We start from the raw sequence: 22,377 nt of genomic DNA on the forward strand, positions 1-22,377 counted from the left end.
GTAAGCGCATGCGTGGACGATTTCGAATCCTGCTGTCATCGGCCGCAACAGCCGCCGCAGCACTGGCTCTGCCCGCCCTCCCCACCGCGGCCGCCGACCCCACTCCTCGACCCGAGGGCTGCGCGGAGGTCCGGGTCGTCACCGTGCGTGGCACCTTCGAACCCCAGATCGGCAGCCTGCTGCTCACTCCCCTGGGCTGGCGAATCGCCCAGGAGTCCGGTCGCCACACCACAGTGACCGAACTCGACTATCCGGCCTCGCGAGACCCGGACAGCGCCGTGCGCGGGATCGAGAACTTGACCTCGCTGCTGAACACGACCGCCGCCGCATGCCCCGACCAGCGGCTCGTCCTGCTCGGCTACTCGCAGGGCGCGAGCGTCATCGGCACCACCCTGCGGGCACCGACCGCGTTGACCGAGCAGGCGGCCGCGCGCATCGACGCGATCGCGCTGTTCGGCAGCCCGCTGTTCAACGGCGCGGAACCTTACAACCGCGGCAGCTTCGATCCCGCGCTGTCGGGTCTGCGCCCGCTGCCGGCCGGTGCGCTGGCGGACTACGCAGACCGCCTGCGCGACTACTGCCATGCCGGTGACCGCGTCTGTCAGGGCGGCGACCCGGCCGCCGGATTCGGCAACGCCCTGACCTACGGCCACGTCGCGTACTTCGTCAACGACAACCGCGACGATGCCGCGGCGTTCGTCCGCGAACAGCTCGACCGCTAGCAACGGAACGCCGAGATCCCGGCGCTACCGGGCCCTGGTCAACGGTTGAGGCACACCACGCTCAGAAACGGACCGAACCGGTTCTCGGCGCTGCCGACCGCGACCAGCAGGCCACCGACCGGGCTGCAGAGCACGTCCAGACTCGATGAGCCGCTGTCGGCCACCGGCTGCTGGGCGTGCGCGGTGCCCGTGCCGAGGGCGGATGCGAGCAGAAAGATACCGAGAGCGGTCGACGCCGCGAGCTTGTTCACGGTTCCACCATGCCGGTCGCCCTCGCGACGCGCACGCCCTGAATTACGGGGGCCCGCACCGCGGTACGGCCGCGGTGCGGCCGATCTGTCGGCCGATCCGGGTCAGCAGCCGGCGGGTCAGGTCGGGGTCACCGGCGGTATCCCGGTCGGTGTAGTCGCCGAGGGGATAGACGTTGCTGAAGCCCGCCGGACCCCATTGGTCCCGCGACAGTGTGCTTCGACCGGCGACGGCGACGACCGGGACGGGGTGGGCGCGGCGGGCCAGCACCGTGGGCAGTTTGCCGTTCGCTGTCTGCTCGTCGATACTGCCCTCCCCCGTGACCACCAGGTCGACATCGGGCAGGTGCCGATCGAACTCGAGCACGTCGAGAAAGAACTCGGCACCCGACACGATCGAGGCGCCGAGCAGCACCGCGGCGAAGCCGATTCCGCCCGCGCTCCCCGCACCGGCTGTCGACGCGGCAGCCATCGCGTCCGGGTAGCCGCTGCGGGCGAACGCTCGGACGAGATTGTTCAGGCCGGCGTCGAGAAATCCCACATCGGCGGCGGTGGCGCCCTTTTGCGGCCCGTACACAGCGGCCGCACCCTCGGGCCCGAGCAAGGGATTGGTGACATCACCGGCGACGACGATGTCGATCCCGGTCAGCCGCACGACTCGGGACGAGTCGACAGTGTGGACGCGAGCCAGGCTCCGCCCGCACGCCCGCAGTCGGGTACCGCTCGCATCGGCGAACGTGAAGCCGAGCGCGGCGAGCAGGCCCATCCCGCCATCGGTGCCCGCACTGCCACCGAGGGCGAGGACTAGCCGGTGCGGGTGGTGTCGTAGCGCTTGCGAAACGGCCTGTCCCAGACCGAGACTGCTCGCGTCCAGGGGCAGCGGGCGCCCGTTCGGCAAGGTGGTGAGGCCGCAGGTGTCGGCGACCTCCACCACGGCGGTGCCCGCACCCACGGCGATCCGTGCGTACCTCGGAGTACCCGCCGCCCCGGCCACCGTCACCGGATGCGGAGTGAACCCGGCGGCGACCGCGGCGTCGACGCTTCCGTCACCGCCGTCCGCCAGCGGCATGCGGTAACTGTCGACCCCCGCCGACGCCAGGCCCTGCGCCAATCGGCTCGCTACCTCGGACGCGGACAGGCTTCCTTTGAACTTGTCCGGGGCGACCAGGACTCTCACGCGGTGGGCTTCCTCTCGAGCGAGCCGGCGGGGATCGACGATCAGTCCGCCTGTGCCACCGAGCCGAGCAGATCCCGGACCCGGTTGGCGACGGTGATGAATTCCGGGGTTTCCATCGTCGTGGCGTAATCGCGGTGCGCCGGCAGATCGACGTCGAGCAGTTCGATGATCCGGCCCGGCCGCGGGCTCATCACGACCACCCGGTTGGCGAGGTAGACGGCCTCGGCCACCGAGTGGGTGACCAGCAGTACCGTGGTGCCCGTTTCCCGCCAGATGCGGTGCAGCTCGACATTCATCCGTTCGCGGGTGAGTGCGTCGAGTGCGCCGAACGGTTCGTCCATCAGCAGCACTTCCGGTTCGTGCAGCAGGGCCCGGCACAGCGAAACCCGTTGCTGCATACCGCCGGAGAGCTCGTGCGGCAGGGCGTTCTCGAAGCCGCCGAGTCCGGTCATCTCGATCAGGCGCGCGCATTCGGCCGCGGCGGCCCGCTTGTTCATGCCGCGCATCTCGGCTTGGAGCAGGATGTTCTTGCGGACGGTCCGCCATTCCAGCAGTGCGGCGCGCTGGAAGACGTAGCCGATATTGCGCTGGGGCCCCCGCACGGGAGCGCCGCCGAGTTCGACGCTGCCCCCGCTCGGATCGGTGAGGCCGGCGACCACTTTCAGCAGCGTCGACTTGCCGCAGCCGGACGGACCGACGATCGATACGAATTCGCCTCGGCGGACCTGGAGATCCACCTCGTGCAGTGCGGTGACCTCGCCCCGTTTGGACGAGAACCGGACGGTCAGGTTGTCCACCGCGACCGCGGTCTCGGTGCGGGCGATGGTGGTGGGTGTGCTCATATCGTCACCTGCTCCGGTCACGGTGTGGTGGTGGGCGTGAATTTCGAGTCCCAGTACTTGGCGGGGTCCTCGGCTTTGTCGAGGAGCTTCGCCGTGCTGAGAACCTCGACGGTGGCCCGCCAATTCTGTTCCGCGTTGGTACCCGGCGCCTTACCCGAGGTTTCCGGCGTGCTGAGCAGCGGGATGGTCTGCTGCCACTGCTGGAGCAGCACCTGCTGCGGTGGCAGTTGCGGATCCTTGCCCTCCATCGCGGCGACCGCGGCCTCGGGCTTCGCGACCGCGGCGGCGAAGGCCTCACTGGTCGCGTCCACCATGGCCTGGACCAACTCGGGCGAGGATTCGATGGTGGCCTCGTTGGCGATCAGCCCATTGCTGAAGAAGTTCAGACCCTGATCCGAATACCGCAGGTAACGAACCTCTTTGCCACTCTTGTTCGCGATGGTGGGGCCCTGGTCGTGCGCGAACCCGATCAGCCCGTCGACGCGACCCGCGAGCATCGCCGACATCTTGCCCGCCGAATCGAGGCTCTGCTGGGTCACCTGATCGGCCGCGACGCCCGCCTTGTCGAGATAGACCGGAAAGGTCGTGGTCGGCGCGTCGCCGGCGGAGACGGCGATGGTCTTACCCGCCAGATCTGCCGGCGTCCTGATGTTCGAATCGGCGAAGACCTGCACCGCCGACGGCGTGGTCTGCAAGAAGACGCCGACGCTCTTGATCTTGACGCCCTTGTCGATGTTGCTCAGGACAGCGGGGGTATCGGCCCAGCCGAAGTCGGTCTGCTTCGAACCGGTGGCCTGCGCGGTCTTGGTCGACCCCTGCCCGGCCGAGATCTTCAGATCGATGCCGTGCTTGGCGAAGATGCCCTCTTGCACCCCGTAATAGAACGGGGCGTGCTCGCCGTAGGGGTACCAGTTGAGCATCAGCGACACCGCCGTGGTCTCGCCGTCGGTGCCGGGAGCCTTCGCGTCGTTGCCGCCGCTTCCGCAGCCGGTCAATACCAGGACCGAGGCCACCGCGGCGGCGCCGATCGTCGTGAGTGTGCGAGTTCCGAATTTCATGCGAGTTCTCCAGCTGTGGCGCGAATACGACTTCTTCGACATGCTCATGCCCCGCCTGCGACCGAGGCCGTGGACCGACGGGAGGCGTGCCAAGGAATGAGGAACTGCTCGGCGATCTCGATGATCGCGAACAGGATGATGCCCAGCATCGACATGATGATCAGCGCGGCGAACAGCATTGCCGTGTCTATGTTTCCGTTGGCTTGCAGGATGACGTAGCCGAGTCCCTCGTTGGCGCCGACGAATTCCCCGACGACTGCGCCGGTGACCGCGAGAGTGGCGGCGATCTTGAGGCCGGACATCAGCTGTGGCAGCGAGGCGGGAAAACGCACTTTGACGAACGTCTTCCAGTTGCTCGCACCCATGGTGGAGGTGAGTTCGAGGATCTCGGGGTCCACCGAACGCAGCCCGGCCATCCCGGAGATGACGATCGGAAAGAACGCCATCAGTACGGCGACGAGGATTTTGGGGCTGGGGCCGAATCCGAGCCAGACGATGAACAGCGGTGCGATCGCGATTTTCGGAATGACCTGCGCGAAGAGTATGAGCGGGTACATCGTTCGCTCGATACCGCGGGAGTAGATCATCACCAGTGCCACCGCTTCGCCGATCAGCGCGGCGATGAGGAAGCCGACCACTGTCTCGTAGGTGGTGACCCAGGTGTTGTCGAGCAGGTACGACGAGTTGTCGACGGTGGTGCGCCAGGTATCGCCCGGCGACGGCAAGATGTACGGCTCGACGAGCTCGAACTTCGTGACCGCCCACCATGCGACCACGAGCACCGACACCAGGGCGAGCGGCCGCCACACGGTCGACCACAGAGTGGATAGGGATGGGAGCTTCCGGCGCCGACTGCGAACGGGTTGCGTCACTTTCGGTGCAGGGGAACCGGCCTCGACGGACGTGATTACCGCCATCTGGAGTCCTCAAGCTAGTAGTGGAGCGGGTTCGAACTGCACCCGCTGGGAATGCGCTTTCCGACGCTGGGACCGAGGCTAGTGTGACCGGCCACACAGTGTCAAGGGTTTCGAATCGCCGCAGGTCAGAGGGGCCGGAAAACGGTACTGTCGCGCAGGATCACCTGGCCGGGCGCGAATTCGTGGGCCCGCGACGCCGTTGCCGAGTCGTCGAGTGCGAGCGCGACGGCGCGCTCGCCGATGTCGACCAGCGACAGCGCGACCGTGGAGAGCCCGGGCACGTGGTCACGCAGCGTGGGGATATCGTCGAATCCGGCAACGCACACATCGCCGGGGACCGCGAGGCCGAGCTCGCGCCACGCCGCGATCGCCCCGATCGCCATCACGTCGCTCACCGCGAAGACGCAGGGCGCCGCGCTACCGACCTGGTCGGGCCGCAGATCCAACGCGGCGGACAGGCGACGAGCGGCACTGAAACCGCCGTCACGGGAGAAGTCGCCCGCGATCTCCACCAGCGGCGTCACGCCCTGTGTCGCGAGGGCTTCGACGAAGCCGTTGCGCCGGTCGACCGCGGTCCTGATATGGCCGGGCCCGCCGATGACAGCGAAGTCGCGGTGCCCCTGCGCGAGCAGAGCATGCGCCAATTGCGCTGATGCGAAACGGTTTTCGGGCTCCACGGCAGCACCGAAGGACAGCGGCTGCCCGATCACGACCACCTTGCCGCAGTTTTCCAGGTACCAGGCGCATTCCTTCTCCAGATCGCGGTCGAGATCCCCGCTCTGCCGTGAACCCGCCAGGATGATCGCGTCGGCACGGTGGGAGATGAACGTGCTCACGGACTCGCGTTCGATATCGAAATCGCGTTGCGTACTGGCCAGCAGAACGAGCTTGCCCGCCCGGCGCGCCGCCGCCTGGACGCCCTGCACGATCGAGGAGAAGTAGGGATCGGCGATATCGTGCACGACCAGTCCGATGAGCCCGGTCGACGACCGCGCGAGGGCCTGGGCCTGCGCGTTCGCCACATAGCCCAATTCGGCGGCAGCCGCGCGAACCCGGTCGGCGACGCCTTCGCCGGGGACCCGCGACGAGCCGTTGAGCACGCGGGACGCGGTCGCCTGGGACACGCCCGCCCGGATCGCGACGTCTTGCAATCTCACAGCCGCCATGGCTTCGTGCCTCGTTCTCTCGGTGCGCGTGGGGGTTGACCGAACTTCGTGACTAGCATAGCTTGGAAAGCGCATTCCGACGCTGACTTGTCCACTCGACGTGTGCGGGTCCCTCCACGCCGTCCACGACCCACTCTGCGCTCGTCAGCCACGCAAATCAGAAGAGGCACAGACCAATGCCCGATTCCACCACTGCCCCGCGCACGCTCCGCATCGCCATGAACGGCGTCACCGGCCGCATGGGCTACCGACAGCACCTGATGCGCTCGATCCTGCCCCTCCGCGACGCCGGTGGCCTGCTGCTGCCCGACGGCACCCGCGTCCAGGTCGAGCCCATCCTGGTCGGCCGCGATGCCGCCAAGCTCGCCGAACTCGCCGAACAACACGGCATCGCCGAGTGGAGCACCGACGCCGCCGCCGTCATCGCCGACCCGACCATCGACATCTACTTCGACGCGCAGGTCACCTCACGCCGCGCCGAGGCGCTCGCGGCGGCGATGAAGACGGGCAAGCACGTCTTCACCGAGAAGCCGACCGCCGAAACACTGACCGAGGCTGTCGAACTCGCCAGGGTGGCGGCCGACGCCGGAGTCACCGCCGGAGTCGTCCACGACAAGCTCTACCTGCCCGGTCTGGTGAAGCTGCGCAGGCTCGTCGACGAAGGATTCTTCGGCCGGATCCTGTCGTTACGCGGCGAGTTCGGCTACTGGGTCTTCGAGGGCGACGGCCAACCCGCCCAGCGCCCCAGCTGGAACTACCGGGCCGAAGACGGTGGCGGCATCGTCGTCGACATGTTCTGTCACTGGAACTACGTTCTCGAGGGCCTGCTCGGCAAGGTCGAGGCCGTCACCGCGAAGGCGACAACCCACATCCCCACGCGCTGGGACGAACGGGGCGAGCCCTATCCGGCCACCGCCGACGATGCCGCCTACGGGATCTTCGAGATGGAGAACGGCGTGGTGGCACAGATCAATTCGTCGTGGGCGGTGCGCGTGTACCGCGACGAGCTCGTCGAGTTCCAGATCGACGGAACACACGGCTCCGCCGTCGCCGGCCTGCGCAAGTGCGTTGCCCAGCACCGCTCGCACACGCCCAAACCGGTCTGGAATCCCGATCTTCCGGTCACCGAGCCGTTCCGTGATCAGTGGTTGGAGGTCCCCGCGAACGCGGAACTCGACAACGGCTTCAAGCTGCAATGGGAGGAATTCCTCGCCGATGTGGTGAACGAACGACCACACCGCTACGGGCTGCTGTCGGCCGCACGCGGTGTTCAGCTGGCCGAACTGGGGCTGCGCAGCTCCGCCGAGGGCCGTCGGATCGAGATCCCGGAGGTCACGCTGTGACCGCGACATCGACCGGAGTGTCGGTGGCGCTGCCCATCGACGGCCGACTCGAACCGTACATTCTCGGTGCGCCCGGCGTGTGGACCCGACCGAAACGGCCGATCGTCTCACGTGTGGCTTTCGCTGCCGCGCACGTGATTCCGCTGGCGACGGCGGACAGCACACCGGGTGCGCCCGCGGTTCTCGACTGGGAAGCGACGCTGGCCTACCGGCACGAATTGTGGTCCTACGGACTCGGTGTCGCCGATGCCATGGACACCGCGCAGCGCGGCATGGGCCTGGACTGGCGGGCGACAGCGGAATTGATCCGCAGATCGGGCGGCGAAGCGGCATCCGTGGGCGGCAGACTCGCCTGTGGTGCGGGGACCGATCAACTCGACCTCGCAGGCCTGCCGTCCGGGTCGGCGGGGCTCGCCAGGATCGTCGATGCCTACCGCGAGCAGATCGACGTGGTGACCGAGGCCGGAGCGCAGGTGATCCTGATGGCCTCGCGGGCTCTCGTGCGGGTCGCGCGGTCGAGGGCCGATTACCTGTACGTCTACGAGAAACTGCTGTCCCGTGTCGATCGACCGGTGATCCTGCACTGGCTGGGCACCATGTTCGATCCCGCACTGCACGGGTACTGGGGCAGCGCCGATATCGACACCGCCACCGACACGTTCCGCACCCTCGTCGAGAACAACACAGCGAAGATCGACGGCGTCAAGGTCTCGCTGCTCGACGCTGCGCACGAGGTCGCGCTGCGCCGCGCGCTGCCCGGCGGGGTACGGCTCTACACCGGTGACGATTTCAACTACCCCGAGCTGATCATCGGTGACGCACAAGGGCATTCGGACGCCCTGCTCGGCATCTTCGCCGCGATCTACCCCGCCGCATCGACCGCGTTGCAGGAACTCGACAACGGCAACGCGGCACGTGCCGCGGAAATCCTCGGCGCCACAGAGGCACTCGGGCGCCATATCTTCGCCGCACCGACGTATTACTACAAGACGGGGATCGCGTTCCTGTCGTGGCTCAACGGCAGGCAAGCCGGCTTCTCGATGGTGGCGGGTCTGGCCACCGGCCGATCCGTACCGCATCTGGCCGAGCTGTTCCGGCTCGCGGACAAGGCCGGACTGCTCTCGGACCCGGAACTGGCCGCGCACCGCATGCGGATCTACCTCGAACTGAACGGACTGGGCTCATGACATCGGCCGCGGCACAGCACATGCCCTACGATCTGGCCGACCCGTACCGGTCGCTGTCGCTGAACACGGCGACGACCAAGCGGTGGACCCTCGCCGAGGCGGTGGACGGCGCTGCTCGCGCCGGGCTCGGCGCGATCGGGCTGTGGCGCGACCGGGTCGACGAGATCGGCGTCGCCACGGCGGCCAAGATCGTCGCCGACGCGGGGCTGCGGGTCTCCAGTCTGTGCCGCGGCGGGTTCCTGACCGAGCCGGGCGAGGGCCGGGCGGCACTCGACGACAACCGCCGCGCCATCGACGACGCGGCCACGCTGGCCACCCGCGAACTGGTCATGGTGATGGGCGGTATTCCCGACCGCGACCTCGCCGCCGCGCGGGCGCGGGTCGAGCAGCGACTCGCCCTGCTGGTCCCGTATGCCGCCGACCGTGGCGTCCGCATCGCCCTGGAGCCGCTGCACCCGATGTTCTGCGCCGACCGCGCGGTGATTTCCACCCTGGCACAGGCACTGTCGATGGCGCGGCCCTATCCGGCCGAGACCGTCGGGGTCGTCGTCGACACCTTCCATCTCTGGTGGGATCCGACGCTGGAAGAACAGATCGCGCGGGCCGGTGCGTCCGGACGGATCAGCTCGTACCAGGTGTGTGACTGGCTGAACCCGATGACCGCCGATCCCCTGCTGTCGCGGGGCATGATGGGCGAGGGCGTCATCGACTTCGCGACGATCGGCGGATGGGTGCGCACCGCCGGTTATCGCGGGGACGTCGAGGTCGAGATCTTCAATGCCGCAGTGTGGGCCACCGACGGCCACGAAGTGATCGAGACGATGAAACAGCGCTACCGAGAGCTGGTCCTTCCGTCCCTCGTGGGCTGAACCCGACACGGGCCCGCGTCGTTGCCGCCCGGGCGGCGCGAGGCGGACCATAGTGGTCGAATGGGTAACAAGGCCACGATCGCCGCCGCGTTCGAACCCCTGCTGCGAGCCAGCTTGGGGCCCCACCCTGCGGTGGGGTTCGAATTCTGGGACGGCAGCACGATCGATCCCGACGGCGAGAGCCTCGGCACGATGCGCATCCGATCCGCGAACGCGCTGCGCCACCTGGTGTGGGCGCCCGGCGAACTCGGCCTGGCGCGGGCATTCGTCTCCGGCACAGTGGATCTCGACGGCGACATCTTCACGATGCTTCGAGCACTGCAGTCGACCGCGCCGAACGACGCCCGTCTCGGTGTCGGCGCGGCGTGGCAGGCCATCGGCGCCGCGCGCCGACTCGGGGCCCTCGGCCGCCGCCCGCACCGCCCACCGGAGGAGGCGCGACCGCAGCGCGGACCGCTGCACACCAAACGTCGTGACGCGGCGGCGATCAGCCATCACTACGACGTCGGCAACGACTTCTACCGACTGGTGCTCGGGCCGAGCATGACCTACTCCTGCGCGCGGTTCGTGCCGGCCGACGACGGCTCGCTGGAGGCCGCCCAGCGCGCCAAGCACGATCTGATCTGCCGCAAACTGGGCTTGGCCGAGCAGTCGGGAATGCGCCTGCTCGACGTCGGATGCGGCTGGGGTTCCATGGCGATGCACGCGGCGTCGACCTACGGCGCGAAGGTCGTGGGCGTCACCATCAGCAGCGCGCAGGTCGAGCACGCGCGCCGACGAGTGGCGGAGGCGGGGCTGTCGAGCAGCGTCGAGATCAGGCTCTGCGACTACCGGGACCTCAAAGGCGAAGAGTTCGACGCCATCTCCTCGATCGGCATGTTCGAACACGTCGGTTCCCCGCGCGCCGCCGAGTACTTCGACACCCTGCGCGCGCTGCTGCGCCCGCGCGGCAGGCTGCTCAATCACGCCATCTCCTCACCGGGCGGCTCCGTCATCCAGAAACGTTCCTTCGTCGGGCGTTATGTCTTCCCGGACGGCGAACTCGTCGACGTGGGCGAAGTCGTGCTGGCCATGGAACGCGCCGGATTCGAGGTTCGTGACGTCGAGGCCCTGCGCGAGCACTACGCGCGCACCCTTCGCCACTGGGTCGCGAATCTGGAAAACGCTTGGGAACAGGCAGTGTCACTCGTCGGCGACGGACGAGCCCGAATCTGGCGGCTCTACATGGCGGCCTCCGCCCTCGGCTTCGAGGACGGCGGCCTCGGAATTCACCAGGTACTCGGCGTGGTGCCGGAAGCAACGGGCAGCGCCGACATGCCCGCGACACGGGGTGGCTGGGGCTAGCGAGAACGCCCGCATCCGCCGCTCGCGGTCGGTCCTCCCCGAGCGACGGGGACACCTGCCGAGAACGATCGGACTCGAATGCCCGGCGCGCGGACTCGGCATCGACTAAAGCTGTCGAGACGCCTCCGCCGACTGAAGAGCGCGCAGGGTCGGCGCGACCCAGGTGGTGAGATACGCGCGAAGTTCGACACCGCGACGGGGTGGGCGCCCCGGGTCGAGGACGAACGACTGGACGATACGAAGCATGTGCTCGACGAGTTCGTCGAGGCGGTCGCTGGTGATGCCCGCGTGGTCCCAGTCGACTGCGAAACGTTCGAGGATGGAGCGGCCGAAGGCGAGCGCGGGGTCGGAGGTGACCCCGGCGGAAAAGGCGCCTGCGCGACCGGGGGTCAGCAGCAATCCGAGGTAGCGGTCCTCGGGCAGGCATTCGAGGGTGTAGGCGATGCCCTCGACAACGGCTGCGGCGGGGTCGCGGATCTGGTCGAGGTGCGCGGCGAGGACGTCGAGGAATCGCCCGGCCTCGGCCAGGGCCGTGGCGGCCAGGAGCGCATCGGCGTTGGCGAAGTACCGGTAGACGGTTTGGCGGGTGACGCCGAGGTCGCGGGCGATCTCGGCCATGGTGAACTCACCGCCGGAACGTTGGATGGCGGTCCGGGCGGCGGCCAGGATGCGCTCGATCGCTTCGTCGTCGTCGCCCGGGGTGGTACCCGACCATCCGTGCGTGCGCATCAGACCTCTTCTCGGTGGACGGTTGTCCTCGGTGACCCTATCGGGGCGCGCTCGGACGCGGGAATGTCCCAACTTTTGACCATACATATCTGACTATCTGTATGGTCAGGTCTATGACGACCCCCGCTCCGCCCGAGAAGGCCAGATTGACCCAGGACCTGACCCGTCGTGCACTACGCCTGGTACTCGACCGGACCACCGACATGGCCGAATCCACACTGCGTGTCCCGCTGCACTATTACCGCGATCCCGAGATCGCCGAAATAGAGCAGTCACAGATCCTGCGCCGCACGCCGCTGGCGGTCGTGCCCACCGCTCGGATCCCACAGCCGAACGACTATGTCGTGCGCTCGGTGCTGGGCGACTCGCTGCTGGTCACCCGTGACCGCGCGGGGGCCGCGCACGTGTTCTTGAACTACTGTCGCCACCGTGGCGCGCAACCGGCGTGCGGATCAGGCAACGCCACCCGATTCACCTGCCCCTACCACGCGTGGACCTACAACAACACCGGCGAACTGGCCGGGGTGCCGGGCAAGGCAGGCTTCACCGGGATGCAACGCGGCGACTACGGCTTGGTGGAACTGCCCAGCCAGGAACGTCACGGATTCATCTGGGCCGTGCTCTCGGCCGAGGGCTCGATCGACATCGACGCTCACCTCGGTGCGATGGGACCCGAACTGGCACAACTGGATTACGCCTCCTACGGCTACCACGACGATCGCGAGTTCAGGTCCGAGGTCAGCTGGAAGGGAGCACTCGAAGCGTTCGCCGAGAGCTACCACTTCCCGTTCGTCCACGGCGAGAGCGTGATCGGACAGAACACTGTCGCCGACACGTCCACCCACGATGAGTTCGGCCGCCATCATCGGATGGGGTTCCCGTTCAACTGGATCACCACCCTCGACGCCGACCCCACCGGCACGTGGGACCCCCTGATGAACATGGGCGTCATCTATTGGATCTATCCCAACCTGATCCTGGCCAACAGCCCTGTCGGCGTGGAGGTCCTGGACATGCTGCCCGACGGGGCGCCTACCCGCTGCACCGTGCGTCACAGTTGGATGGCCAGAACCCCCGCGACCACCGATGAGCAACGTGCCGTCTACGACGAGATCTACTCCCAGGTGCACGCCGCCGTTCGTGACGAGGACTTCGCCATGCTGCCCCAGTGCGGCGAAGGCGTGCGCCGTGGCCAACACGATCACATGATCATCGGCCGCAACGAGATCGGCGTGCAGCACATGATCAAGACCTTCGCCGCCGAACTCGGCATCACCCTGGACTGACCGCGACAGACCGCGTCGGTGCCGGGAAATGGGCCGGACCCGCGCAACACTGGGAGCTGTGGACATCGACCCCCAGGCCAAGGCTGCGCAGGCGCCCGCGAGTACCAGAATGCCGAAGTGGCTGCCGCGGGCGATGGTCCTGGCACTGGCGCTGTTCGGCGTGTTCCTGCTCGCCGACTGGGCGTTCCACCGACTGACCGGCCTGCTGGTCATCCTGTTCGTGGCGTTCTTCGTCTCCCTGGCGATGGAACCGGCCGTCGGGCTGCTCGTGCGAAAAGGGGTGCCGCGCGGACTCGCCACCGGCGCGGTGTTCGTGGGCACCTTCGCCTGTGTGCTGGCCTTTCTCGCCTCGCTGGTGACGTTGCTGGTGGAGACGGCGACCAACCTGGCCCATGAGACGCCACGGCTGCTCGACGAGAGCGTCGACTGGATCAATCGGACCTTCGGTCAGCACTTCACGACGCACGACCTCAGTGAACGGCTGCTGCACGAGTCCGATCTGATCGAGAGCTACGCGCACACCGCCGCCGACAATGCCTGGGGTGTGTCGACCACGGTCCTGGGCGGTCTGGCCCAGGTCCTCACCATCGCGCTGTTCAGCGTCTACCTCACCGCCGGCGGACCTCGGGTGCGGCGCACGGTGTGTTCGCTGCTGCCGCCCGCCCGTCAACAGACCTTCCTGCACGCCTGGGACCTCGCCATCTACAAGACCGGCGGCTACCTGTTCTCGCGGGTGCTGCTGGCGATCGTCTCCTCGGTCGTGCACGCGGTGTTCCTGTCGATCCTCGCCCTGCCCAATCCCATCGCCTTGGGTGTGTGGTTCGGCGTGATCTCCGCGTTCATCCCGACCATCGGCACCTACATCGCCGCGATCGTTCCGGTGTTCGTCGCGCTGACGGTCGATCCGCTGGACGCGGTGTGGATCGTCTTGTTCGCGGTCGTCTACCAGTGGTTTCAGGACTATCTGCTGCAGCCGCGGATCACCGCGCGCACCGTCGACGTCAACGCCGCGATCGCTCTGCTGTCCGTGCTGGCCGGTGGCGCGCTCCTCGGAGCGGTCGGTGCGCTGCTGGCCATCCCGGCCACCGCGACGGTACAGGCGTTCCTGTCCGAGTACGTGAAACGCTATGCGGTGAACGAGGATCCGCGCATCGAACAAACGACTCCGCGCCGCAAACGAACGACCACCACCCCCGACCACGAATGATCTCGTCACCGGTGACCCGCGGAAATTGGCTCAGACCTGCGCCGATCCGGCGACGCCGTATGCGATCCTGGGCAGATCGGGAGCGCACGATCGTTTGCGCGAGACCGAAGTTCCGTCCGCGAAGAGACCGATCTCAGTAGGGAGGGTTCCTCATGCGTGTCGTTTCCGTCCTCGCAACAGCTTTAGGCGCCACCGCGATATGGGTGACGCTGGTGTCGGCACCGGCCGTGGCCGACATCGCCGCCCCGGTCGGCACAGAAACGCTGGTTTCCTTCGAATTCGGCCCCGGCGGTGCCCGCAGTGAATGCCACAGCGGCACACTGTCGTGCGAGCAGAACGAATTCAGCTGCGACAACGACCGATGCGTTCAGCGACAGTGGCTGTGCGACGGCGACGACGATTGTGGCGACGGATCCGACGAACGGAACTGCGGGTAGAACCCGGTCCTGTCGGCGCCGAACGCCGACAGGACCGACTTCGCAAGCTACCTGCGCGCCGGAATGTGCGGCTAGGTCCGCGCCTTCGGTGTCGTCGGTGGGGTCCTCGCCTCGCTGCGATGCTGGTCCCACCAGGAGGGGGCGTCATCGTGGGCGGGGCCGGGGTCTCTCGACGGCCCGGGCGTGCTGGGTATGCCGAGGACCCGCAGTCGCCAGTCGTCCTCCCGGATCGCCGCCACGATGCGGACGGGAACGACCGCGGTGAGCAGCAGGTAGTTACCCACGCAGATCATCAGGCACAGCGGGGGAACGGAGACCACGATCGCGGTCCCGAGGGTCCCCATCTCGATCGGATCGCGCGAGATGGACAGGAGGTTCCCGCAGATACTGGACAGCACCGCGGCGACGAGTAGCAACTCGTACACCCGCACCAGCGACGTAGCCCGCTCGTCGCGAATACCCACCAGCGTGATGAAGGTGCAGGCGACCAGTGCGACGGTAAGCCCCACCACGACCGGCCACAACCAGGTCAGGTGCTCGGGAACTCCCGCCACCCGCGCGAGGGTGGAGGTGAAGGTGAAGGATGCGATCGCCGCGGCGACAACCAACGCTGACCCTAAGCCCACAAGCAGCTTCGGCACCGTGACTGGAACAGGGCGAGGGAAAGGGTCCGTGTGGTCCATCAGGCTCCATCCTACGGGCTACGGCCACCAAACATGCAGGCACTCAACAGAGTACGGCCCTACGCGGGGTGGACGCCGGGAAACTCGTCACGGGTGCGGCTCTACCTCGGCAGGTCGAGGAGCGCCTCGACGGCGCGTTCGGCGCTCTGGACGGCGCTTTCCATCGTCGCCGACCAGTCGGTGCGAGTCCAGTCGCCTGCCAGCATCAGGTTCGGGACCGAGGTGCGCTGCCCGGGGCGCAGGCTGTCGGTGCCGAGGACCTGCGAGAAGGTGGCCTTCGGCATTTTCACCACATGGCCGGTGACCACCTTCGCCTCGGCGGCTTCCGGATAGTAGCGGCGGATGAGGTCCATCTGCTCGGCGACGATCTCCTCGTTGCTCTTGTGGATCTGCTCGTAGGCGCCGCTGGTTGTCAAGCAGTAGAGCCAGGTGCCGTCGGGGTCTCGGTTGTGCATGCGCTGACGGTCGAAGACCTGATCGATCACGCCGGTGCCGCCGATGAGCGCCTCCATGGCCGACTTCGTCTTCAGCGGCCGGTCCAGATACAGGTTCGTGCTCACGATCGGGGTGACGCCCAGTTTGTCGGCGGCAGCGTAGATTTCGGCGTGTTCGGGCAGGTCGTCGAGCAGCCCGCCGATGTTGGAGTTCGGGACCGCGCAGATCACCGCGTCGGCCTCGATCGTCGAACCGTCCGCCAGTTGCACACCGGTGGCCCGGCCGTCGGCGATGACGATCTTGCGGGCCACCGCCCGGAAGCGCACGTCGACCCCGTACCGCTCGAACGCCTTCTCGGCGCCGGCGATGAAGAGGGTGTCCAGGTCCACGGTGGGGTAGCCGATCGTGACGCCCACCCGGTCCTGCATCCCGATCCGCGCCCCGGTGGCCAGCACGTCGGCGAACACCTTCGCCGACTCCCTGTCCACCGGTTCCGCGGCGATGCCGAGGGCGAGCCAATCCCACAGGGCCTCACGCGCTTTCGCCGGCATTCCGACGCGCTGGAACCACTGTTCGGTGGTGATGTCGGCGAGGTCCTCGGGCTGCCACAGTGCCTGCCGGACCAGCAGCAGCGAGGACCGCAACGCACGCAACCGTTCCAGCGGACCGGCATCGGGATGGGCCCCCATCAGTGTGCGCCACGCCCCGAATCCCTTGGTGTACAACATCACCGCGCGCCCACCCGGCCAGCGCAGACTCCCCGCGCCCGGAAACTCCACGAACTGGCGCGTGCCGACGCTGTCCAGGTATCGCCACAGGCTGCGATATCCACTGGCCACCACGTGCTGGCCGTTGTCCGGGATGTCGTTCACTTCGCCGACGTGCATCGCCTGCGTGCGGCCCCCCAAGCGGGCTCGACGCTCCAGCAGGGTCACTTGCTTACCGGCCTCGGCCAGCCAGACCGCGGCGGCCAGGCCCGCCAAGCCGCCCCCGATCACGACGAACCGGCGCGGGTCGTTCATATCCACCATTGACGCAATGTAAGGCAAATCCTCTCTTTGCATCAGCCGAACGGCGGGTTCGATCACCCGTCGGCCCGATCAGTCCCCGATACACGCTCGCCATCGAACGACGTCGTCGAGGATCGAACTCAGCGCTGCCCCGCCGCTTCGAGTCTCGCGCGGGCGATACCCGCCGCGCTCTCCCCCAACGCGAGCCACAACAAGGCGATGTCCTCCACGAGCCGAGCCCGGTCGATGGACGCAGACCCGTCCGCCCAGGACAGGATCGCCTGGGCGGTTCCGCCGATGACGAAGGCCGGAGCGGTCGAGGCCAGCGAGTCGTCCTCGAGCTCGACCCCGTGCACACTGCGGGCGTGGCCGACGAGAATGGCGGTGAGCCCCTGCATCGCGTCGTTGCGCCGAGCGTGGGCGGTAGGACTGTCGGCCACGCCGCCGAGAAGGACCAGGGCCTTGCGCGGGTCGGTACCCAGCGCGTCGACCACCGCGTCCACCGCCGCGCGCGCCTGGTCCGCGAGGGGAAGCTCGATCGACGCCACGTAGGCGGCGACAGCGGCGTGACCGACCTCCACCGAGACCTCATCGATCACCGCACTCGCCAGCGTGTCGAGATCGGGGAAACTCTCGTAGAAATAGCGCTTGTTGAGTTGCGCCTCGACACAGAGCCCGGCGACGGTCGCGGAGCGCCACCGGTTCTCGGCCATCGCCGTGAGGGCGACGTCGATCAGCTGAGAGCGCCTGCGCCGAACGCGATCCGGTGCGGACTCTCCCCCGTAACTGCGTTTACCGGCTGAGGACACGCGCAGCATTCTCCCACCTCCCCGGCAGTCGGTTCGCCGTTGACAGCCCCCGAGCCATTCTGGCACAGTGACGTACCAGTTGATATAGGTACTATTCCGTACCAGATTTGGAGCTGTGATGACCACAGAACTCAGGGGCGTCGCCGAGTCCGGCGCAGCCGAAGGCCACCGGCCCACCGCACACGTGATGCTGCGCGAACTCCGCGCGCTCGCCGAGCACAGCCCGACGCGGGCACGGACCGAGACCTGGTCTTACATCCGCGCGCTGGGGAGCCGAGACGACCACGACGGGCTGGCACAGCTCTTCGGTGCGGGCGTCGAGCCCCGCGATCTGGACGGCAAGCTCGAGGGCCAGATCGTCGGGAAACTGTTCGGCATTCCCGAAGCCGCGCTCGCCAACCAGCTCATGAAGCTCGACCCGACATGGCGGGGCAAATCCTTCGATCTGGCGGCCGGGACGGGCGTGAACCGCCTGTCCCCGATCGCGTTGCTGGCGATGCCCATCGTCACCTTCGGCTACCTCGGACTCCGGATGATCGACGGTGAAGCCGAGGGGTTCCCTTTCGACCATGCCGTCGACCGTGGCCTCATCGAACCGCGAGTCACAGTGCGCGCCTTGGACTACGGGGTGCCGCGGTACAAGAACCCGGGCGTGCGCACCTTCCCGATCCGCAAGACCCGCGACGAGATCGTGGAACTGACGCCCGGCGTCTATCTCGGTCGCGCACTGTTGTTCAAAGGGGCCGACGACATCCGTCTCATCGCCTATTTCGCCCTGCGCCATCCCGTGGGCAGTCCGCTGTGATCGAACTCGACGGCGCCACCGTGTGCGTGACCGGCGGCGCCCGCGGCATCGGACGCGCCACCGTCGCGGAACTGACCCGCCGCGGGGCCACGGTCTGGATCGGTGATCGCGACCTCGCCGCCGCGCAGGAAACCGCCGACGCGTTCGGCGCCCACGCTCACTACCTCGACGTCACCGACGAAGCCTGCTTCCAGGACTTCCTTCAGGTCGCGTCGGCACGAGCGCCGATCGACATGCTGGTCAACAACGCGGGAATCCAGCTCATGGGACGTTTCGTCGACCACGACCTCGCCGCCTTGCAACGCGAGCTCGCGATCAACCTCGGCGCGGTACTGACCGGAACGCACCTGGCCCTCCCCGCCATGATCCAGCGCGGTCGAGGCCACATCGTGAACGTGTCGTCGATGGCGGGCAAGGTCACCACCCCGGGTATCGCGACCTACTGCGCGTCGAAGTACGGAGTGGTCGCCCTCTCGCGGGCGATCCGCGCCGAACTCGCGGGCACCGGCGTCACCCTGACCACGATCATGCCGGCCGCCACCCACACGGACCTGACAGCCGGTGTCCGCCTACGCCTGCAACCCACCCTCACACCCGAAACCGTCGCCGCGGCCATCATCGACAGCGCCACCCACGGGCGAGGCGAGGTGACCGTGCCCCGCTACCTGGCCCCGATCGGCCTGCTCGAGGAAATCATCCCCGCGCAGATCATGTGGCACCTCAAACGATTCGTCGGTGGTGCCGACTACGGCGCGTTCGATCCGGGCGAACGACAGGCCTACCTCGACAGAACCCGGTCGTCCTGAGAAGCCGACAACCCACGCGCCGACTCGCTCGGCGCTGTACACACACCAGCGCCGAGAAGTCTGCCGACACCGGTCACCGTGTGCCCGTGACGAGCACACGGTGACCGGTGTCTCAGCGTTCGGTGCGTGAGTTCTCGCGAAGCCGCGTGTCCTTCCTGCAGCAACGTGTCACAGGTGGGAACGAGGAGAACTATGTCGAGCAGGGTGCGAGTGGCAGCGGTGCAGGCCGCGCCCCGATGGCTGAACCTGTCCGAAGGCGTGGATCAGGTCATTACACTGATCGAGTCGGCAGCGGATCAGGGTGCGCGGTTGGTGGCCTTCCCCGAGACGTTCGTTCCCGGTTTCCCGTGGTGGATGTGGCTGCGCGCCGTGGAATGGGACGGCGACATCCTGGCCCGCTACCGGGCGAATTCGATGACCGCCGACGGACCGGAGCTGCGCGCGATTCGCTATGCCGCGCGACGCAGGGGCATCCACGTCGGCCTCGGCTTTTCCGAGAGTGCCGGCAAACAGGTGTTCATGTCCCAGGCGCTGATCGACGATCAGGGCGAGATCGATGTTTCCCGCAAAGCCTTGCCGACGGCGCTGGAACGCACCGTCTTCGGCACGGCGGTTCGGCGTCCGCTGCTGCGTGACACCTCAATCGGCCGCGTGGGTGTCCTCGGCGGCACGGACCATCTCCTCCCCGGAGTGTGCGAGGACATGCATCAGGCTCGCGAGCAGATCCATATCGCCTCCTGGCCGGGATTCACCCTGCACCTGGGCGAAGCGAGGGCGCAAGGGCCGGAATCGAGTACCGATGCCTGCCGCCGGTACGCCCGCGCGAGCCGAAGCTATGTGATCGCTCCGACGGCGGTAGTGCCGGTGGCCGGCTGGGAGGCCGTCGCCACCGACGCGGGCCGACGGCGCGTGCTTCGCGGCGGCAGTGGCGTCGCTCGGATCCTGGGGCCCGACGGACGCGACCTCGCCGTGCCGATGAACGAGGACGAGGAAGGCCTGCTGGTCGCCGACCTGATCGTGGCCACCGATCGTGACCGACGCCGCCTTGCGCACACAGCGCCGATCGCGCCCTCGCATGATTCCGTGCCGGCATCGTCGGCCGGGTAGGCGATCCGATCCTCGGTGCCGTCACCCTGATGCGGGGCTGCGCCGGGTCGTAGATCCTCGCGACCGTGCCGCGTCGTCCGGGCGGTCTTCTCCGCTCAGATCGCCGTGGCTGTCGGAAGATGCTGCCGGTCCGAGTGACTGATGGTCACGGCCGCGACGACAACGCCCACCATGACGCCGATCAGCGTGTCCACGATCCGGCTGACACCGATCTCGGGTGAGATGTGGACCCCGAGGCCGACCATGAGCAACGCCATCGGGGTGACCGAGAGCGAGGTGAGTGCGTAGTTCCTGGTGGCCGTCAGTTCGGCGCTCACTTGCAGCACCACGATCGCGACCACTGTCGGCCAGTACCCGAGCCCGGCCGCGATCAGCAGCGCCGCGATCACCGCGCCCGCGACGTTGCCGAGCAGACGCTGAATCGCGCGTTGCACGGTCACCGCGTACGAGACGCCCTGCATCGCGGCCATCGCACCCATCGACGCCCACAGCGGATGGTCGAGTCCGGCCGCAGCGGCGAACCATCCCGCACAGGCCGCGGCGAGGCCGATTCGCGCCGCGTTGCCGAGAACCACGCGTGAGCGCGCCCCGGACAGCCCGGTCGCCACGAACCCCTCGGGCCGCGGCAGCTCGGACACCTCGATGTCATCGCTGTCGAAAATCACGCTACGACGCTTGATCTTGCGCAGTTCGGCCTCGTGCCGAACCACCTCCAGCAATCGCGTCGGGTCCCCCGCCGCCCAGGCGTCGACCGCGCCTTGCGCCTCGTCGAGCAGCGCGACCAGGTCACGGTGATGACGCGAGTCATGTCCTCGAACGCCGCTGAGCGCCACCTTCTCCCGAGCCAGTGCGATCGCGGCGCGGGCCGGTTCGACGGCGTGGCCGCGCTCGAGCGCGGCCACGGCCGACAGCGCCCGCGCGACCGCCAGTCGGGCCGGCCCCAGCGGCAGCACCAGCAGCGGCGCCACTTGCGCCAGCAGTCCCACCGCGGCCCCGATCGCCGCGGCCAGGCACGCCCGGACGACGTCGCCGAACGCGGTGACGTAACCGACGGCCGCGGTGGCCGCGAAAACGAGGATCACCGGACCAGGCCCGGTGATCCGGAAGGCGGTCACCGACACCGCCGCGACCGCGGCACCGACAGCCATCAGCGCGACCTGCGCCCAGATCGGCGCGTGCGCGAGCGCGAGCAGCCCGCCGCCGCCGACGAAGGCGACCAGCAGCACGCCGACGAGGGTGACCTTGGCCGCGACCCGAACCATCGGCTCATGCCGCGCGAACGCCGACGCCAGCGCGCCGAGCACCGCGAAGCCCGCGTACTGGCGCAGATCGAGGAGACCGCAGCCGACGAACACCACCGCGGCGGCCGCGCCGACGCGCATCGAGACCGCCACGGTCGCGTCGGCGGGCCGCACCGCGAGCGCCCGCCGCCACGTGGCCGCCGAGACCGAGTGCGCCAGCGCGCCACCGCAGTGGCGCAGGCGGGTGGAGGTGGCGCCGGTCGGGTGCTGCAGGTCGGGAGTCGCAGTAGGCACGCGTCTATCCTAAATGTATTTTACTTGTAAAACATATCTGAAATAGTGTGAGGCCAGTCGCTAGGATGAGCGCATGCCCGACACCTCCCCCGACTTCGTCGACGGCGTTCGCGCCGAATGGGCCCGGACCTATCCCGAGATGGACACCTCGACGATCGACGTGCTCGGGCGCATCAACCGGATCAGCGCACTGGCGTTGCACCAACTCGACCGCGCTCTCGCACCGAGAGGCGTCACCCGCGGCGAGTTCGAGATCCTCTGCGTCCTCGCCCGCGCCGACCGCCCACTACGCGCCAGTGAGGTGACCGCGCGAACGATGACCAGCGGCGCCGCGACCACCAAACACGCCGACCGCCTGGCCAAGATCGGACTCCTCGAACGCCTGCCGTTCGAACTGGACGGCCGAGTGGTGCTCCTACAGCTGACCGCCGCGGGCCGCGAACTCGTCGACGCCGAACTACCCAGCCGCGTAGAACGAGACCGCCGACTGCTGGAAGGCCTGGACGAGCAGGAGCGACGAACGCTCGTGACACTGCTGCGCCGAGTATCCCGAAACACCGACGCGGCATCCTGGCCCACCGCGGAGCCCTGAGAGCCGACGAGTGATCCCGGGCCGTGGAGGCCTTGCCCTGATGCCGATTCCGTGGTCTGGTAC

23 protein-coding genes are annotated in these 22,377 nt (G+C 67.9%); 12 read left to right on the plus strand and 11 right to left on the minus strand.

Annotated features, from left to right (window positions below):
* Nucleotides 1-8: 8 nt before the first annotated feature.
* Nucleotides 9-722: a cutinase family protein gene (locus ACFWUR_RS13175; RefSeq protein ID WP_378906294.1), complete on the plus strand. Its 714-nt coding sequence runs from the start codon at nucleotides 9-11 to the stop codon at nucleotides 720-722.
* Nucleotides 723-760: 38 nt separating this feature from the next.
* Here the strand turns inward: ACFWUR_RS13175 and ACFWUR_RS13180 are convergent, their stop codons facing one another.
* The 6 genes from ACFWUR_RS13180 to ACFWUR_RS13205 all read right to left on the minus strand — a co-directional run bounded on the left by ACFWUR_RS13180 (nucleotide 761) and on the right by ACFWUR_RS13205 (nucleotide 6,130).
* Nucleotides 761-973, minus strand: coding sequence for a hypothetical protein (locus tag ACFWUR_RS13180; protein ID WP_378906296.1), 213 nt, complete (start codon nucleotides 971-973; stop codon nucleotides 761-763).
* Between the two features lie 43 nt (nucleotides 974-1,016).
* Entirely contained in the window at nucleotides 1,017-2,147 is a 1,131-nt protein-coding gene (locus ACFWUR_RS13185; RefSeq protein ID WP_378906298.1) for a glycerate kinase, read from the minus strand.
* A 41-nt stretch (nucleotides 2,148-2,188) separates the two neighbouring features.
* The gene (locus ACFWUR_RS13190; protein WP_378906300.1) at nucleotides 2,189-2,989 is read right to left on the minus strand and encodes an ABC transporter ATP-binding protein; all 801 of its coding nucleotides are present in this window, start codon (nucleotides 2,987-2,989) and stop codon (nucleotides 2,189-2,191) included.
* Between the two features lie 17 nt (nucleotides 2,990-3,006).
* Nucleotides 3,007-4,047, minus strand: a complete 1,041-nt coding sequence (locus ACFWUR_RS13195; RefSeq protein WP_378906302.1) for an ABC transporter substrate-binding protein — start codon at nucleotides 4,045-4,047, stop codon at nucleotides 3,007-3,009.
* A 44-nt stretch (nucleotides 4,048-4,091) separates the two neighbouring features.
* Nucleotides 4,092-4,856 carry an ABC transporter permease gene (locus ACFWUR_RS13200; protein ID WP_378906304.1) on the minus strand — a complete coding sequence of 255 codons (765 nt, stop codon included), beginning with the start codon at nucleotides 4,854-4,856 and terminating at the stop codon, nucleotides 4,092-4,094.
* 233 nt (nucleotides 4,857-5,089) lie between these two features.
* A complete protein-coding gene (locus tag ACFWUR_RS13205) occupies nucleotides 5,090-6,130 on the minus strand; it encodes a LacI family DNA-binding transcriptional regulator (RefSeq protein WP_378906306.1) in 1,041 nt (346 codons plus the stop codon).
* A gap of 176 nt (nucleotides 6,131-6,306) precedes the next feature.
* Here ACFWUR_RS13205 and ACFWUR_RS13210 point away from each other — a divergent pair, with 176 nt between their 5' ends.
* The 4 genes from ACFWUR_RS13210 to ACFWUR_RS13225 are packed head-to-tail and all read left to right on the plus strand — an operon-like array spanning nucleotide 6,307 to nucleotide 10,873.
* Nucleotides 6,307-7,473 carry a Gfo/Idh/MocA family protein gene (locus tag ACFWUR_RS13210; RefSeq protein WP_378906308.1) on the plus strand — a complete coding sequence of 389 codons (1,167 nt, stop codon included), beginning with the start codon at nucleotides 6,307-6,309 and terminating at the stop codon, nucleotides 7,471-7,473.
* The gene (locus tag ACFWUR_RS13215) at nucleotides 7,470-8,660 is read left to right on the plus strand and encodes a dihydrodipicolinate synthase family protein (protein WP_378906310.1); all 1,191 of its coding nucleotides are present in this window, start codon (nucleotides 7,470-7,472) and stop codon (nucleotides 8,658-8,660) included. Before ACFWUR_RS13210 ends, ACFWUR_RS13215 begins: the two co-directional genes overlap by 4 nt.
* Nucleotides 8,657-9,529, plus strand: coding sequence for a sugar phosphate isomerase/epimerase family protein (locus ACFWUR_RS13220; RefSeq protein WP_378906312.1), 873 nt, complete (start codon nucleotides 8,657-8,659; stop codon nucleotides 9,527-9,529). The genes ACFWUR_RS13215 and ACFWUR_RS13220 overlap by 4 nt, the downstream gene beginning before the upstream one ends.
* A gap of 60 nt (nucleotides 9,530-9,589) precedes the next feature.
* A complete protein-coding gene (locus ACFWUR_RS13225) occupies nucleotides 9,590-10,873 on the plus strand; it encodes a class I SAM-dependent methyltransferase (RefSeq protein ID WP_378906314.1) in 1,284 nt (427 codons plus the stop codon).
* Between the two features lie 105 nt (nucleotides 10,874-10,978).
* Here the strand turns inward: ACFWUR_RS13225 and ACFWUR_RS13230 are convergent, their stop codons facing one another.
* The gene (locus tag ACFWUR_RS13230) at nucleotides 10,979-11,602 is read right to left on the minus strand and encodes a TetR/AcrR family transcriptional regulator (protein ID WP_378906316.1); all 624 of its coding nucleotides are present in this window, start codon (nucleotides 11,600-11,602) and stop codon (nucleotides 10,979-10,981) included.
* Between the two features lie 113 nt (nucleotides 11,603-11,715).
* Here ACFWUR_RS13230 and ACFWUR_RS13235 point away from each other — a divergent pair, with 113 nt between their 5' ends.
* The 3 genes from ACFWUR_RS13235 (at nucleotide 11,716) to ACFWUR_RS13245 (ending at nucleotide 14,532) form a co-directional block, all read left to right on the plus strand.
* Entirely contained in the window at nucleotides 11,716-12,888 is a 1,173-nt protein-coding gene (locus tag ACFWUR_RS13235) for an aromatic ring-hydroxylating dioxygenase subunit alpha (protein WP_378906318.1), read from the plus strand.
* Between the two features lie 58 nt (nucleotides 12,889-12,946).
* Entirely contained in the window at nucleotides 12,947-14,095 is a 1,149-nt protein-coding gene (locus ACFWUR_RS13240) for an AI-2E family transporter (RefSeq protein ID WP_378906319.1), read from the plus strand.
* 152 nt (nucleotides 14,096-14,247) lie between these two features.
* Nucleotides 14,248-14,532: a hypothetical protein gene (locus tag ACFWUR_RS13245; RefSeq protein WP_378906321.1), complete on the plus strand. Its 285-nt coding sequence runs from the start codon at nucleotides 14,248-14,250 to the stop codon at nucleotides 14,530-14,532.
* A gap of 71 nt (nucleotides 14,533-14,603) precedes the next feature.
* Here the strand turns inward: ACFWUR_RS13245 and ACFWUR_RS13250 are convergent, their stop codons facing one another.
* From ACFWUR_RS13250 to ACFWUR_RS13260, 3 genes are all read right to left on the minus strand, one after another.
* The gene (locus ACFWUR_RS13250; protein WP_378906323.1) at nucleotides 14,604-15,140 is read right to left on the minus strand and encodes a DUF2637 domain-containing protein; all 537 of its coding nucleotides are present in this window, start codon (nucleotides 15,138-15,140) and stop codon (nucleotides 14,604-14,606) included.
* A 176-nt stretch (nucleotides 15,141-15,316) separates the two neighbouring features.
* Entirely contained in the window at nucleotides 15,317-16,681 is a 1,365-nt protein-coding gene (gene hpnE, locus ACFWUR_RS13255; RefSeq protein WP_378906325.1) for a hydroxysqualene dehydroxylase HpnE, read from the minus strand.
* A gap of 119 nt (nucleotides 16,682-16,800) precedes the next feature.
* The gene (locus ACFWUR_RS13260; RefSeq protein ID WP_378906327.1) at nucleotides 16,801-17,478 is read right to left on the minus strand and encodes a TetR/AcrR family transcriptional regulator; all 678 of its coding nucleotides are present in this window, start codon (nucleotides 17,476-17,478) and stop codon (nucleotides 16,801-16,803) included.
* 109 nt (nucleotides 17,479-17,587) lie between these two features.
* Between ACFWUR_RS13260 and ACFWUR_RS13265 the strand changes: the two genes are divergently transcribed.
* The 3 genes from ACFWUR_RS13265 (at nucleotide 17,588) to ACFWUR_RS13275 (ending at nucleotide 20,187) form a co-directional block, all read left to right on the plus strand.
* Nucleotides 17,588-18,274, plus strand: a complete 687-nt coding sequence (locus ACFWUR_RS13265) for a hypothetical protein (RefSeq protein ID WP_378906329.1) — start codon at nucleotides 17,588-17,590, stop codon at nucleotides 18,272-18,274.
* Nucleotides 18,271-19,080: an SDR family oxidoreductase gene (locus ACFWUR_RS13270; RefSeq protein WP_378906331.1), complete on the plus strand. Its 810-nt coding sequence runs from the start codon at nucleotides 18,271-18,273 to the stop codon at nucleotides 19,078-19,080. The genes ACFWUR_RS13265 and ACFWUR_RS13270 overlap by 4 nt, the downstream gene beginning before the upstream one ends.
* Nucleotides 19,081-19,272: 192 nt before the next feature.
* Complete coding sequence (locus ACFWUR_RS13275) at nucleotides 19,273-20,187, plus strand: nitrilase-related carbon-nitrogen hydrolase (RefSeq protein ID WP_378906333.1); 915 nt, start codon at nucleotides 19,273-19,275, stop codon at nucleotides 20,185-20,187.
* A 95-nt stretch (nucleotides 20,188-20,282) separates the two neighbouring features.
* Here the strand turns inward: ACFWUR_RS13275 and ACFWUR_RS13280 are convergent, their stop codons facing one another.
* Nucleotides 20,283-21,722: an FUSC family protein gene (locus tag ACFWUR_RS13280; protein WP_378906334.1), complete on the minus strand. Its 1,440-nt coding sequence runs from the start codon at nucleotides 21,720-21,722 to the stop codon at nucleotides 20,283-20,285.
* A 73-nt stretch (nucleotides 21,723-21,795) separates the two neighbouring features.
* Between ACFWUR_RS13280 and ACFWUR_RS13285 the strand changes: the two genes are divergently transcribed.
* Complete coding sequence (locus ACFWUR_RS13285) at nucleotides 21,796-22,314, plus strand: MarR family winged helix-turn-helix transcriptional regulator (protein WP_378906336.1); 519 nt, start codon at nucleotides 21,796-21,798, stop codon at nucleotides 22,312-22,314.
* Nucleotides 22,315-22,377: the final 63 nt, after the last annotated feature.

Source organism: Nocardia sp. NPDC058633 (assembly GCF_042717045.1).
In the GTDB taxonomy this organism is placed as follows: Bacteria; Actinomycetota; Actinomycetes; order Mycobacteriales; family Mycobacteriaceae; genus Nocardia.